This is a genomic window from Kitasatospora sp. MBT63, assembly GCF_000710465.2.
In the GTDB taxonomy this organism is placed as follows: Bacteria; Actinomycetota; Actinomycetes; order Streptomycetales; family Streptomycetaceae; genus Kitasatospora.
In genome coordinates this window covers 1-12,857 of record NZ_JAIZ01000365.1, presented here as the reverse complement: position 1 = coordinate 12,857, position 12,857 = coordinate 1, and the positions used below count along the sequence as shown (strand labels likewise).

General features: G+C 72.5%; 11 protein-coding genes and 1 pseudogene. 11 read left to right on the top strand and 1 reads right to left on the bottom strand.

Annotated features, from left to right (window positions below; translation table 11 throughout):
- The first annotated feature begins 263 nt into the window (after positions 1–263).
- The 4 genes from tilS (at position 264) to folE (ending at position 5,102) form a co-directional block, all read left to right on the top strand.
- Positions 264–1,400 (top strand): tRNA lysidine(34) synthetase TilS, encoded by a 1,137-nt coding sequence (gene tilS / locus AA75_RS21360; RefSeq protein WP_033821762.1) that lies wholly within the window; start codon positions 264–266, stop codon positions 1,398–1,400.
- 65 nt (positions 1,401–1,465) lie between these two features.
- Positions 1,466–2,020, top strand: coding sequence for a hypoxanthine phosphoribosyltransferase (hpt, locus tag AA75_RS21355; protein ID WP_199520378.1), 555 nt, complete (start codon positions 1,466–1,468; stop codon positions 2,018–2,020).
- A 234-nt stretch (positions 2,021–2,254) separates the two neighbouring features.
- The gene (gene ftsH / locus AA75_RS21350; protein WP_033821761.1) at positions 2,255–4,294 is read left to right on the top strand and encodes an ATP-dependent zinc metalloprotease FtsH; all 2,040 of its coding nucleotides are present in this window, start codon (positions 2,255–2,257) and stop codon (positions 4,292–4,294) included.
- 202 nt (positions 4,295–4,496) lie between these two features.
- Positions 4,497–5,102, top strand: a complete 606-nt coding sequence (gene folE / locus AA75_RS21345; RefSeq protein ID WP_033821760.1) for a GTP cyclohydrolase I FolE — start codon at positions 4,497–4,499, stop codon at positions 5,100–5,102.
- A 113-nt stretch (positions 5,103–5,215) separates the two neighbouring features.
- Here the strand turns inward: folE and AA75_RS21340 are convergent, their stop codons facing one another.
- Entirely contained in the window at positions 5,216–6,409 is a 1,194-nt protein-coding gene (locus AA75_RS21340; protein WP_033821759.1) for an esterase family protein, read from the bottom strand.
- A gap of 554 nt (positions 6,410–6,963) precedes the next feature.
- On the opposite strand from AA75_RS21340, the gene AA75_RS21335 reads away from it, so the two are divergent.
- The 7 genes and pseudogenes from AA75_RS21335 to AA75_RS21305 all read left to right on the top strand — a co-directional run.
- On the top strand, positions 6,964–8,850 hold the full coding sequence (locus AA75_RS21335) for a phosphatidylglycerol lysyltransferase domain-containing protein (RefSeq protein WP_082526705.1): 1,887 nt from the start codon (positions 6,964–6,966) through the stop codon (positions 8,848–8,850).
- 98 nt (positions 8,851–8,948) lie between these two features.
- Entirely contained in the window at positions 8,949–9,806 is an 858-nt protein-coding gene (folP, locus tag AA75_RS21330; protein WP_082526704.1) for a dihydropteroate synthase, read from the top strand.
- Positions 9,807–9,809: 3 nt separating this feature from the next.
- Positions 9,810–10,313 carry a nuclear transport factor 2 family protein gene (locus AA75_RS21325; protein ID WP_051812962.1) on the top strand — a complete coding sequence of 168 codons (504 nt, stop codon included), beginning with the start codon at positions 9,810–9,812 and terminating at the stop codon, positions 10,311–10,313.
- 226 nt (positions 10,314–10,539) lie between these two features.
- Positions 10,540–10,899 (top strand): dihydroneopterin aldolase, encoded by a 360-nt coding sequence (folB, locus tag AA75_RS21320; protein ID WP_033821793.1) that lies wholly within the window; start codon positions 10,540–10,542, stop codon positions 10,897–10,899.
- A gap of 61 nt (positions 10,900–10,960) precedes the next feature.
- Positions 10,961–11,560 carry a 2-amino-4-hydroxy-6-hydroxymethyldihydropteridine diphosphokinase gene (gene folK / locus AA75_RS21315; RefSeq protein WP_033821757.1) on the top strand — a complete coding sequence of 200 codons (600 nt, stop codon included), beginning with the start codon at positions 10,961–10,963 and terminating at the stop codon, positions 11,558–11,560.
- A gap of 150 nt (positions 11,561–11,710) precedes the next feature.
- Positions 11,711–12,202, top strand: coding sequence for a DUF3180 domain-containing protein (locus tag AA75_RS21310; protein WP_033821756.1), 492 nt, complete (start codon positions 11,711–11,713; stop codon positions 12,200–12,202).
- Positions 12,203–12,363: 161 nt separating this feature from the next.
- Positions 12,364–12,857, top strand: a pseudogene (locus tag AA75_RS21305) (hypothetical protein); the annotation flags it as partial.

Below are 12,857 nucleotides of genomic sequence, written 5' to 3'. Positions count from 1 at the left end.
GCGCCGCCCGGGGCCCGCCGAACGGGTGGCTCCGGACGCCCGCCAGGGTGGCTCAGCCGTACAGACGGAGTCCGAATGAACGTTTTTCCATTCACCCGTACGTGGGACGGTGGTCGTACCGGTGGCGCGGGTGGCGTAGCCGGTGACCGGATTCTGCGACCATCTGTGAGCGCATGGTGACAGAGAGCTGACCGGGTCTCCCCGTACCCGGCGGCGCTGCCTCCGGCCTGCCCGTTCCCCCCTCCGCCAAGGAGTGCATCCCCGTGGGCCCACATCCTGCTGTCGCGGCGATACGCCTCGCCGTCCGCCGTACCCTCGCCGAGCTTGCCGCCGAGGCCGGCGTCGTGCCCGGCTCGCCGCCCCGCGCCCCCCGGCTGCGGCCGGCCGCCGCGCCCGAGGCCGCGCTGGCCGGCGCCACCACCCTGATCGGCAACGCCCGCCGCCACCCCTCCGGCCTGCCCCGCACGCCCGCCGCGCCGGGCTCCCCGCTGGTGCTGGTCGCGGTCAGCGGCGGCGCCGACTCGATGGCGCTGGCCACCGCCACCGCCTTCGAGGCGCCCAAGCTCGGCCTGCGGGTCGGCGCCGTCACCGTCGACCACGGCCTGCAGGCGGGGTCGGCCGAGCGCGCCGGGCAGGTGGCCGAGCGGCTCGGCGAACTCGGGCTGGAGCCGGTCGAGGCGGTCACCGTCCGGGTCGGCCGGGACGGCGGCCCGGAGAACGCCGCCCGTGACGCCCGCTACGCCGCCCTCGACGAGGCCGCCGACCGGCTCGGGGCGCTCGCCGTGCTGCTCGGCCACACCCGCGACGACCAGGCCGAGACGGTCCTGCTGGGGCTGGCCCGAGGCTCCGGCGCCCGCTCGCTGGCCGGGATGCCGGCCCACAAGGGCCGCTACCGCCGCCCGCTGCTGGAACTGGACCGCGCCGCCACCCGGCAGGCCTGCGCCGCCCAGGCGATCCCGGTCTGGGACGACCCGCACAACACCGACCCCGCCTACACCCGGTCCCGGGTCCGCCACGAGGTCCTGCCGGTGCTGGAGAAGCACCTGGGCGGCGGCGTGGTCGAGGCGCTGGCCCGGACCGCCCGCCTGTTCCGCGACGACGCCGACGCCCTCGACCAGTGGGCCGCCCTCGCCGAGCCGGACCTGCGGACCGCCGAGGGCGCCCTGGACGTCGGCAAACTCACCGCGCTGCCCCCCGCGGTGCGCCGCCGGGTGCTGCGCCGGGCGGCCCTGCGCGCGGGCTGCCCGGCCGGGGACCTGTTCGCCCGTCACCTCGAAGCGGTGGACCTGCTGGTCACCGGCTGGCGCGGTCAGGGCCCGCTGCACCTACCCGGGGGAGTGGAAGCCGTCCGCCGGTGTGGCACGCTGGTCTTTCGGCGACAGGGCGACCAGCGGGCGTGAGCCCGTCCGCTGGTCCCAGGGCCGCCGCCGAACCCAGACCCCGAACGTTTGAGGACGTATCCCCGGTGGATCAGAACGACATGGGCGCCGACCTGGCGAAGGTGCTCATCAGCAAGGACGAGATCGACGCCAAGCTGGCCGAGCTGGCCGAGCGGATCGACCGCGACTACGCCGGCAAGGACCTGCTGATCGTCGGCGTGCTGAAGGGCGCCGTGATGGTGATGGCCGACCTGGCCCGGGCCCTGCACTCGCAGGTGACCATGGACTGGATGGCCGTCTCCTCGTACGGGATGGGGACCAAGTCCTCGGGCGTGGTGCGGATCCTCAAGGACCTGGACACCGACATCGCCGGCCGGGACGTGCTGATCGTCGAGGACATCATCGACTCCGGCCTGACCCTGTCCTGGCTGCTGGGCAACCTGGGCTCGCGCGGCCCGGCCTCGCTGGAGGTCTGCACCCTGCTGCGCAAGCCGGATGCGGCGAAGGTCACCATCGACGTCAAGTACGTCGGCTTCGACATCCCGAACGAGTTCGTGGTCGGCTACGGCCTGGACTACGCGGAGAAGCTGCGCAACCTGCCCTTCATCGGGACGCTGGCGCCGCACGTCTACGGCGGCTGAACGACCCGCTGAACCGTTCGGGCTACGGGTGGGAACGGTGCACCGTTCCCACCCGTTGAGCCGGGGTAGGAAAATACGTCGTGTCGTCGTGCTCTCGCCGCAGGCGAGTGGGACTGCGGTACGGTCCAATAAACCGCTCTTCTCATGAGCACATACCCGGTATGCGCCCGCGGCCCCTCGGCCGCGCAGCGCCGTTGAGTGGCAGGAGGGACGGGGCGGCAACGCCCCGCATGGATGGACGTCAAGCGATACTTCCGTGCGCCGATCATGTGGATCGTGCTGGCCGCTCTCGCCGTCGTTGTGCTGATGCAGGTCGTCTCCGACTCGGGCGGCTACAAGACGGTGGACACCGGCCAGGTGATTGCCGCCATCAACGGCGACCAGGTGAAGTCGGCGGAGATCACCACTGGTGACTCGAACCTGATCAAGATCCAGCTCAAGGACGGGCAGAAGCTCCCGGCCAACAGTTCCGGCAAGCAGCCCTCGGGCACCAAGTTCCAGGCCTCCTACGTGTCCGACACGCAGGCCACGAACGTGTCGTCCACGCTGCAGGACCAGTTCAAGTCCGGCCAGCTGCCCGACAACTACACCATCAGCCCCGAGAAGCAGTCGACCTTCATGAGTCTGCTGCTGTCGATGCTGCCGATCGTCATCATCGTCCTGGTCTTCCTGTTCCTGATGAACCAGATGCAGGGCGGCGGCTCCCGGGTCATGCAGTTCGGCAAGTCCAAGGCCAAGCTGCTCACCAAGGACACCCCGAAGACCACGTTCTCGGACGTGGCCGGCGCGGACGAGGCGGTGGAGGAGCTCCAGGAGATCAAGGAGTTCCTGCAGGAGCCGTCGAAGTTCCAGGCCGTCGGTGCCAAGATCCCCAAGGGTGTGCTGCTCTACGGCCCGCCCGGCACCGGCAAGACCCTGCTCGCACGCGCCGTGGCCGGCGAGGCGGGCGTCCCGTTCTACTCGATCTCCGGCTCCGACTTCGTCGAGATGTTCGTCGGTGTCGGTGCCTCCCGGGTCCGCGACCTGTTCGAGCAGGCCAAGGCGAACGCGCCGGCGATCATCTTCGTCGACGAGATCGACGCCGTCGGCCGGCACCGCGGTGCGGGCCTCGGCGGCGGCCACGACGAGCGCGAGCAGACCCTCAACCAGCTGCTGGTCGAGATGGACGGCTTCGACGTCAAGGGCGGCGTCATCCTGATCGCCGCCACCAACCGCCCGGACATCCTCGACCCGGCGCTGCTGCGCCCGGGCCGCTTCGACCGGCAGATCGCGGTCGACCGGCCCGACCTGCAGGGCCGGCTGGACATCCTCAAGGTGCACCAGAAGGGCAAGCCGATCGCGCCCGACGTCGACCTCTCGGCCGTCGCCAAGCGCACCCCCGGCTTCACCGGCGCCGATCTGTCGAACGTACTGAACGAGGCGGCCCTGCTGACCGCCCGCTCGGACAAGAAGCTGATCGACAACTTCATCCTGGACGAGGCCATCGACCGCGTGGTGGCCGGCCCGCAGAAGCGCAGCCGGATCATGTCCGACAAGGAGAAGAAGATCACGGCGTACCACGAGGGCGGCCACGCCCTGGTGGCGGCGGCGTGCAACTACTCCGACCCGGTCCACAAGATCACCATCCTGTCCCGGGGCCGGGCGCTCGGCTACACCATGGTGCTGCCGGACGAGGACAAGTACTCCACCACCCGCAACGAGATGCTCGACCAGCTGGCCTACATGCTGGGCGGCCGGGCGGCGGAGGAGCTGGTCTTCCACGACCCGACCACCGGCGCCTCGAACGACATCGAGAAGGCCACCGCCACCGCGCGGGCCATGGTCACCCAGTACGGCATGAGCGAGCGCCTGGGTGCGATCAAGTTCGGTTCCAGCGAGTCGGAGCCCTTCCTCGGCCGTGAGATGGGTCACCAGCGCGACTACTCGGAAGAGGTCGCCGGGCTGGTGGACGAGGAGGTCAAGAAGCTGATCGAGACCGCGCACAACGAGGCCTGGGAGATCCTGGTCGAGAACCGCGACGTGCTCGACAACCTCGTCCTGGAGCTGCTCGAGAAGGAGACGCTGAACAAGGAGCAGATCGCGGAGGTCTTCACCCACGTGATCAAGCGTCCGCACCGTCCGGCCTGGACGGGCTCCTCCCGGCGTACCCCCTCCACCCGCCCGCCGGTGCAGTCGCCGAAGGAGCTGGCGCTCAGCAACGGCATCGCCGTGCCGGCCGTCGACTCCCCGTCGGTGGACGTGCACAAGCTGCCCGACGGCCCGGCCGAGAGCTGAGCCGTCCGGCCCGCCACCGCGGGCCGACCGTACGGAATGGATGCCGCGTCACCGGGGTTTGTACCCTGGAGGCGCGGCATCCGTGCTGCTCGGCCCGATGTCGGGCCGGTACCGGGCCCGGCGGGGCCCGGCCCGACCACCCGCGTCGGACCGCCTCCGCCGGGACCGTTCCCGTCCACTCCGTCTGCCAAGCGAGGCACGAATGATCGACCCGGTGACCCTTGAGGGCGAAGCCGTCGTGGGGCCCTTCGACCAGAAGCGTGCCGAGAACGCGGTCCGCGAACTGCTGATCGCGGTCGGCGAGGACCCGGACCGCGAGGGCCTGCTGGAGACCCCGGCCCGGGTGGCTCGGGCCTACCAGGAGATATTCGCGGGGCTGCGGCAGCGCCCGGAGGACGTGCTGACCACCACCTTCGACCTCGGCCACGACGAGCTGGTGCTGGTCAAGGACATCGAGGTGTTCTCCACCTGCGAGCACCACCTGGTGCCGTTCCGCGGCGTCGCCCACGTCGGGTACATCCCCGCCGTCACCGGCAAGATCACCGGGCTGTCCAAGCTGGCCCGGCTGGTCGACGTGTTCGCCCGCCGCCCCCAGGTGCAGGAGCGGCTCACCAGCCAGATCGCCGACTCGCTGATGCGGATCCTGGAGCCGCGCGGCGCCATCGTGGTGATCGAGTGCGAGCACATGTGCATGTCGATGCGCGGCATCCGCAAGCCCGGCGCGACCACCACCACCTCCGCGGTCCGCGGCCAGCTGCGTGACCCGGCCACCCGTGCCGAGGCGATGAGCCTGATCATCGGCCGCTGACCCGGCCGGACCGGTTCCCGGCGGGACCCCTGCGGCGCCGGCCCGCACACGACGGCAGTGGCCGGCCGCCGGAGCGGGCCGGCCACTGCCGGGGTGGTGGGGGAAGGCATTCGCTACTGGGCGCCGTCGCGCTCGCTGATCCACTCGAAGGTGCTCAGCCGGTCGCTCATCCACTCCAGGGCGGCCGGCAGCTCGCGCTTCCAGGCGTCGAAGTTGTGGCCGCCGTCGTCCAGGAAGTTCGACTCGACCTTGAACTCCGGGTGGGCGTCGGCCACTTGCTTGGCCACCGCGAGGAAGTCCTCGGTCGCCTTGTAGTTCTCCTCGGTCCTGGTGCTGACCACCAGCAGCGAGGTCCGCGGGGCCGGCAGGTTCTGCAGCCGCCAGGTGAGGTCCGACTGGTTGGCCAGCGCGGTGTCCCCGTGGAAGAGGTCCCCGCCGGTGAAGCTGTCGTTGGGCACCTCGTAGTCCGCGTGCAGGGCGGCCGCCGCGGAGAAGTACTCGGGGTGCCGCATCGCCAGGCGCAGCGCGCAGCTGCCGCCGGTGGAGTACCCGAGCGCGCCCCAGGTGTCCTCCGAGTGGCCGACCCGGTAGGCGGAGCGGATCGCGGTCGGCAAGTCCTTGGCGAACCAGGTCTCGGTCTTCGGGCCGCCGACGACGTCCACGCACTCGGTGTTGCGGGGCGGCGCGACGGTCGGCCGGGCCATCACGATGACGGCGGGCAGGGTCCGTCCCGCCTTGTGCAGCGCGGACTCGGCCTGCGGCAGCTGCAGGCTGTCGAGCAGGTGCAGGGACGTGCCCGGGAAGCCGCCGATCGCCAGCACGGCCGGGAAGCGCACCTTGGCGTACTGCGGGGAGAAGTACTCCGGCGGCAGGTAGACGAACACCTGGTCCGAGAGGCCGGACTCGGGGCCGTTCACCCGGACCGACTCCACCTTGCCCACCTCCTCCGGGGCGCCCGGCGGGAGCAGGTCCTTCACGGTCTCCATGCCGCCCTCGGTGGTCGGCTCGACCAGCTTCGCGGGGTCGGGCGGGGCGCCGCGGGGGGACGAGGACCCGGCCAGCGCGAGCGGGGCGCCGCCGGGGCGCAGCAGGTCGTCCCAGGAGGTGTAGAAGCCGAAGGAGTTGTTCACCGAGAGCGCGAGCACGGCCAGCACCGAGACCTGAACCACGGTCAGCAGACCGAGCCGGCCGAGCACCGGCAGCGGGCGCTGTCCGGCCAGCCGGGGCCACAGCCAGAGTGTGGCGACCAGGCCGACGACGGCCAGTACGCTCAGCGAGTACACCAGCGCGGTGCTGGTCAGTTTCATCCGGGGTCGCCCTCCCTGGGGAAGTTGTCGGGCCAGGGTTCATCGTGCGCCGGGCTGTGGGGTGCGGCCAGCGGGGCTGGTCTGACCGAGCGTCAGGTGTAGGCCGACCGGTGCCGGCGGGGCCGGTGGGGCGCCGGTGGGGCGCCGGTGGCGGGCCGGTGGCGGGTCGGGGGGTCGCCGCCTGCGAACGGGCGCAACCGAACCCCTAGAATGCGTCGTCCACCGTGTGGAAACGCGTCGGCGGGGGTCTTTCGGTGCCGGTGCGGCCATGCTGGACCCATGCCGGTGCCATCGCCGGTGGCACCTGTCTCCTGTTTTTCGCGCTGCCGAAGTGCGTCCCGGACCGGCCGTCCCGCCGGTCCGGAGCGGACCAGGCATCACCCGTCCCCAGGCTCCGACGGCCGGGGAGCCCCGCGTCCCGGGCCGGTCCGTACCGGCCGTTGGGGCTTTCTTGACGTGCGGTTTGCCAGACCAAGGAATAGCCATGAAGGTCCATCACAGTTCCTCCTCCGGAGTGACAGGACAGTCCCGGACAGCCTCTAGGCTGAGCTTCCATGAGCGTTCCCGTGTCCGTTGAGCCGTCGTCCGAGCAGCCCCGCCGCCGGGGTCTGCAGACGCTCCGTACCCAAGCCGCCTCCGTCCCGCGTGCCTGGCTGCCGGGCGCGATCGGCTACGCCTGCCTGCTGATCGGGCTGCTGGACATCTGCAGCGCGGTCTTCCCCAAGCTGCGCCACACCAAGGTGCACACCTTCGCCGGGCAGCTGCCCGGGACGACCACCACGCTGGCCGCGGTCGGCACCCTGATGATCGGCATCCTGCTGGTGCTGCTGGCGCACGCCCTGCGCCGTCGCAAGCGCCGGGCCTGGCGGGCGGTCTGCGTCCTGCTGCCGCTCGGCGCCGCGCTGCAGGCGCTGCGCTGGCACCAGCCCGGGCCGTGCGTGGTCGCACTGGTGCTGTTCGCCGTGGTGCTCGTGCACCGCAGGGAGTTCTACGCGAAGGCCGACCCGCGCACCCGCTGGCGGGCGGTGGCCAACCTGGTCGTGATGGGGATGGTCAGCATCGGCCTCGGCCTGCTGATCGTCTCGGTCCACCCGAAGTCCGAGCTCGGCGACCCGAGCCTGGTCGAGCGCTTCCAGGAGACGCTCTACGGGCTGTTCGGCTTCGACGGCCCGATCCGGTACGGCAGTGACCGGATCGGTGACCTGGTCGCGTACTCGCTCGGCGCCCTCGGGCTGCTGACCGCCTTCACCACCGGGTACCTGGCACTGCGGCCGGAGAAGCCCGAGCCCGAGCTGACCCCCGAGGACGAGGTCCGGGTCCGGGAGCTGCTGGCCCGGCACGGGCAGCGGGACTCGCTCGGGTACTTCGCGCTGCGCCGGGACAAGAGCGTGCTGTTCTCGCCCTCCGGCAAGGCGGCGATCTCCTACCGGGTGGTGTCCGGTGTGATGCTGGCCTCCGGGGACCCGGTGGGTGACGTGGAGGCCTGGCCCGGTGCGATCAAGGTCTTCATGGCCGAGGCGCGCGAGCACGCCTGGGTGCCGGCCGTGATGGGGTGCAGCGAGGTCGGCGGCGAGGTCTGGACCCGCGAGGCGGGGCTGGACGCGCTGGAGCTCGGCGACGAGGCGATCGTCGACACCTCGGCCTTCTCGCTGTCCGGGCGCGCGATGCGCAACGTGCGGCAGATGGTCAAGCGGATCGAGCGCAACGGCTACTCCTGCAAGGTGCGCCGGGTCGGCGACCTGACCCAGGCGGAGAAGCGGCAGATCGCGGACGCGGCGGCGCGCTGGCGCGGTACCGACACCGAGCGCGGGTTCTCGATGGCGCTCGGACGCTTCGGCGACATCGGGGACGACGACTGCGTGGTGGTCACCGCGCACAAGGCGCCGGAGTCCGCCGAGGGCGACGCCGGTACGGGTGCCGCCTCCGGCGCGGCCGCGGCGGCCGCGCCGGGCGACGACCTCAAGGCGGTGCTGCACTTCGTGCCGTGGGGGCCGGACGGGATCTCGCTGGAGCTGATGCGGCGTGACCGGGAGGCCGATCCGGGCCTGAACGAGCTGCTGATCGTGGCGGCGCTGCAGGAGGTGCCGGCGCTCGGGGTGCGGCGGGTGTCGCTGAACTTCGCGATGTTCCGCTCGGCGCTGGCCCGCGGCGAGCGGATCGGCGCGGGGCCGGTGCTGCGCGCCTGGCGCGGGCTGCTGGTGTTCCTCTCGCGCTGGTTCCAGATCGAGTCGCTGTACAAGTTCAACGCCAAGTTCCAGCCGGAGTGGGAGCCGCGGTTCCTGGTCTACCCGCAGACCCGGGACCTGCCGCGGATCGGCTTCGCGGCGATGCAGGCTGAGGCCTTCATCACGCTGGGGATGCCGCGGTTCGGGCGCAAGCGGCAGCGGCAGGGGCTGATGCCGGAGACGGCGACGGTCGGTGCGGTGACCGAGGCGGCCTGACGGGAACTGCATGACGGACGACGGATGACAGATTTCAGAATCTGTCATCCGTCGTCCGTCTTCGCTCCTCCCCCCACCCGCCGCTCGATAATGACCACATGAACAACCCTCTCCCCGGTCTCCCCGCACTCGGACGCTGCGCCGTCATGGGCGTCGTCAACGTCACCCCCGACTCCTTCTCCGACGGCGGCCTGTGGCTCGACCCGGCCGCCGCGGTCGCCCACGGCCTGGCGCTGACGGCCCGTGGGGCGGACCTGGTGGACGTCGGCGGCGAGTCGACCCGCCCGGGCGCGCAGCGGGTCACCGAGGAGGAGGAGCTGCGCCGGGTGATCCCGGTGGTCCGGGAGCTGGCCGCCGCCGGGGTGACGGTCTCCATCGACACCATGCGGGCCCGCGTCGCCGAGCAGGCCGTCGCCGCCGGCGCCCGCCTGGTCAACGACGTCTCCGGCGCCCTCGCCGACCCGGCGATGGCCGAGGTGGTGGCCGCCACCGGCGCGCCGTTCGTGGTGATGCACTGGCGCGGCCAGTCGGCGGACATGGACGGCCTGGCCGTCTACGGCGACGTGGTCGCCGACGTCACCGCGGAGCTGGCCGCCCGGATGGCGGCGCTGCTGGCCGCGGGGGTCAAGGAGGAGCAGCTGATCCTCGACCCCGGCCTCGGCTTCGCCAAGACCAGCGAGCACAACTGGGCGCTGCTCGGCCGGCTCGACGCGCTGACCGCGCTCGGCCGCCCCGTCCTCGTCGCCGCATCCCGCAAGCGCTTCCTGGGTACGCTGCTCGCCAACCCGGAAACCGGGGAGCCTCGCCCGGCCCGGCAGCGCGACGACGCCACGGCGGCCGTGTCGGTGCTCTCCGCCCGGGCCGGCGCCTGGGCCGTCCGGGTGCACGACGTCGCCGGCACGGCCGACGCCGTACGAGTGGTCGCGGCCTGGGAACGGGCCGCACAGAGGGGGTAAGGCGTGGCAGAAGCGGCGAGCGGCAACGACCGGAGCAGCAACCCGGCCGCGGCTCCGGAGTCGGACCGCGAGGCGGTCCTGGCCGCCAACCGGGCCCTCTACGAGGCGCTGGAGACCGGCGACCTGGAGGCCGTCGAGTCGATCTGGCTGGGCCCGTCCGACGCGGACGACAAGACCGGCGTGGTCTGCGTGCACCCCGGCTGGCCGGTGCTGCGCGGGCGGGCGCAGGTCACCCGTTCGTACATGTTGATCATGATGAACACCGAGTACATCCAGTTCTTCCTGACCGACGTCGAGGTGGAGGTGCAGGGCGACGTGGCGCTGGTCACCTGCACCGAGAACATCCTCTCCGGCGGCGAGGCGGAGGAGGAGGGCGAGCTCGGCCCGCTGGTCGGCGGGAAGGTCGTCTCGACCAACCTGTTCCGCCGCACGGCCGACGGCTGGCGGCTCTGGTCGCACCACGGCTCACCCGTCCTGACCAGCGGCGACGACGAGGACGAGGACTGACCCGGGCGGCCGTACCCGAGCGGGTGCCGTAGGCCGCGCGGATGTCCGCCGGGCGGCACCGAACGTTCACGTCAATCGCCGATTCGGCGTGCGTGGCGCCCCGCCGTGCCGGGTAGACGGTCAGGCGGTGTCCTTGCTCGCGGGTAGATTCGGGGGCAGCGGGCGACGGAGCCCGCCACCACCCTGCCCTGCGCAGGGGCCGAATCTGGGAGAAGTGATTCGTTTGCTGGACCGCGTCACCCTGCGGGGCCTGCGTGCCCGGGGCCACCACGGCGTCTTCGAGCGCGAGCGGATCGAGGGCCAGACCTTCGTCGTCGACCTCGTGCTCCACCTGGACACCCGGCCGGCCGCCGCGGGCGACGACCTCACGCGCACGGCCCACTACGGCGTCATCGCGGAGGAGGTCACCGCCGTCATCGCCGGCGACCCGGTCGACCTGATCGAGACCCTCGCCCAGCGGATCGCGGACCAGTGCCTCACCCACGAGGCCGTCGAGGAGGTCGAGGTGACCGTGCACAAGCCGGACGCCCCGATCACCGTCCCGTTCGACGACGTCACCGTCACCATTCACCGGGGCCGCGCATGACGTGCGCCGCCCCCATCTCCAGCGGCCGCAGCCTCCCGCCGCCCCGAGCAGAGGGATCTTGATGAGCACCAGCGACCCGACCGCCACGCCGACCACGTTCGACCTGGAGCGCCGGGTGGACTGCGCCGAATCCACCCTGCACACCACGCGCTCCGCCGTGGTCGCCCTCGGCAGCAACCTCGGCAACCGGCTGGAGACCCTGCAGGGCGCCGTGGACGCGCTCGCGGACACCCCCGGGATCAGGATCACCGCCGTGTCCGCCGTGTTCGAGACCGAGGCCCTCGGCGGCCCCGCCGAGCAGCCGAACTACTTCAACGCCGTCGCCGTGCTGCGCACCAGCCTGCCGCCGCACGACCTGCTGGACCGCGCCAACGCGGTCGAGGACGCCTTCGGCCGGGTCCGCGAGGTCCGCTGGGGCGCGCGCACCCTGGACGTCGACATCCTGTCCTACGAGGGGGTGCTGAGCGAGGACCCGGTCCTGCTGCTGCCGCACCCGCGGGCGCACCAGCGGGCGTTCGTGCTGGCGCCCTGGCAGGACGCCGACCCTGCCGCCGAGGTGCCGGGCCAGGGCCCGGTCGGCCCGCTGCTGGACGCGCTGGCCGGCCAGCCCGGCCAGGTCGTGTGGCGCCGCGAGGACATCCGGCTCACCCTCCCCGAGTAGCGCGTCCGCGTCCGGTGCGCCGGGCGGCCCCGGGAACCTTCGACCGGTCACGGCCGTACGAGTAAGTACTGCGGGGGCTCGGCCCGGTACGGTGTCCTGGCCGGGGGCCCGCCCCCGGCCGCCGGGATCGTCGGGAAGGACCTCCTCCGCGTGAAGCCGCTCCGTCTCCGTCTGCTGCTCGGCATCGCCGCAGTGGCCGCGGTGCTGTCCTGGGCCGGTGCCAAGGTGTGGGACGCGCGCGGCGCGCTGCCCGGCGTGCCGGTCTTCGCGCCCATCGTGCTCGCCGGGATCGCGGTGGTCCTGCTGGCGACCGCGATCTCGCTGCGCTCCCGCCTCAAGGCGGTCCGGGAGCGGCGGCCGGACGCCAAGGGCGTCGACCCGCTGGGGGCGGCCCGGGCGCTGGTGCTCGGCCAGGCCAGCGCACTGGTGTCGGCGGTGGTGTCGGGCGTCTACGCGGGCATCGGTGTGGTGCTGCTCGGGCAGCTGGACATCGCGGTCCGCCGCTCGCAGGCGATCACGGCCGGTTTCGCGGTCCTGGCGGGCGCGGCGGTGATCGCCGTGGCGCTCTGGCTCCAGCACATCTGCCGGCTCCCCGAGGACCACAACGGCGCCCCGCCCGGCCGTCCGGCCGCCCACCGCTGACCGCGGGGCACACCGCCGCCCTCCGCCGCCCGGTCCCGCCCGGCCCGCGCCGGTCGCCGACCGTAGTCCCGTCGGGGCGCGGAGTAGTGGCGCCGAAATGTCAAGGGCTGAATGAGTGGCGCGGCTGACAGCGGCCCAATTCGCACGCTAGTTTCTTTGGCATGTCTCGCGGACGCCACCGTCATTCCTCGTTCCTCGGCCGGTCGCTGCCCCCGGCCGCCACCGGTGTTCTCGTCATCGCGGCGCTCGCCGCCCTGGTGGCGAGTCCGGACCAGATCGTGGCCCGGTCGGTCGGTGTCGCGGCGGTCTTCGCCGCGATCGGCCTCGGCATGGTCCTGCGCCAGCGCGACAAGGCCGCCCGGGCCGCCGCCCAGCTCGCCATCGTCCAGCGGCTGCGGGCCGAGGAGCGGTACGAGGAACAGCTCGCCGAGGCCGAGTACGCGGCCGAGGTGGCGGAGGAGCGGGCGACCAGGTTCGGGCGCCGGCTGACGGCGGAGAAGTCGCGGCTGGCGAAGGCCGAGACCGAGATCGCCAGGCTGCTGCGCGAGCGCGCGGTGGCCGTCGCCGAGCAGGCGCTCAAGGAGGCGGAGGCCGCCCGGCGGGCGCTGGCCGCCTCCCGCCCCGCCCACCCGGTCACCCCGGCCGCGTACGTGCG

Excerpts from the sequence above, each read along its gene's own strand:
- folP (WP_082526704.1), top strand. The coding sequence starts at position 8,949 with ATGAACAACCCTCTCCCCGGTCTCCCCGCACTCGGACGCTGCGCCGTC.
- AA75_RS21340 (WP_033821759.1), bottom strand. The coding sequence starts at position 6,409 with ATGAAACTGACCAGCACCGCGCTGGTGTACTCGCTGAGCGTACTGGCC.
- AA75_RS21335 (WP_082526705.1), top strand. The coding sequence starts at position 6,964 with ATGAGCGTTCCCGTGTCCGTTGAGCCGTCGTCCGAGCAGCCCCGCCGC.
- folE (WP_033821760.1), top strand. The coding sequence starts at position 4,497 with ATGATCGACCCGGTGACCCTTGAGGGCGAAGCCGTCGTGGGGCCCTTC.
- folK (WP_033821757.1), top strand. The coding sequence starts at position 10,961 with ATGAGCACCAGCGACCCGACCGCCACGCCGACCACGTTCGACCTGGAG.
- ftsH (WP_033821761.1), top strand. The coding sequence starts at position 2,255 with ATGGACGTCAAGCGATACTTCCGTGCGCCGATCATGTGGATCGTGCTG.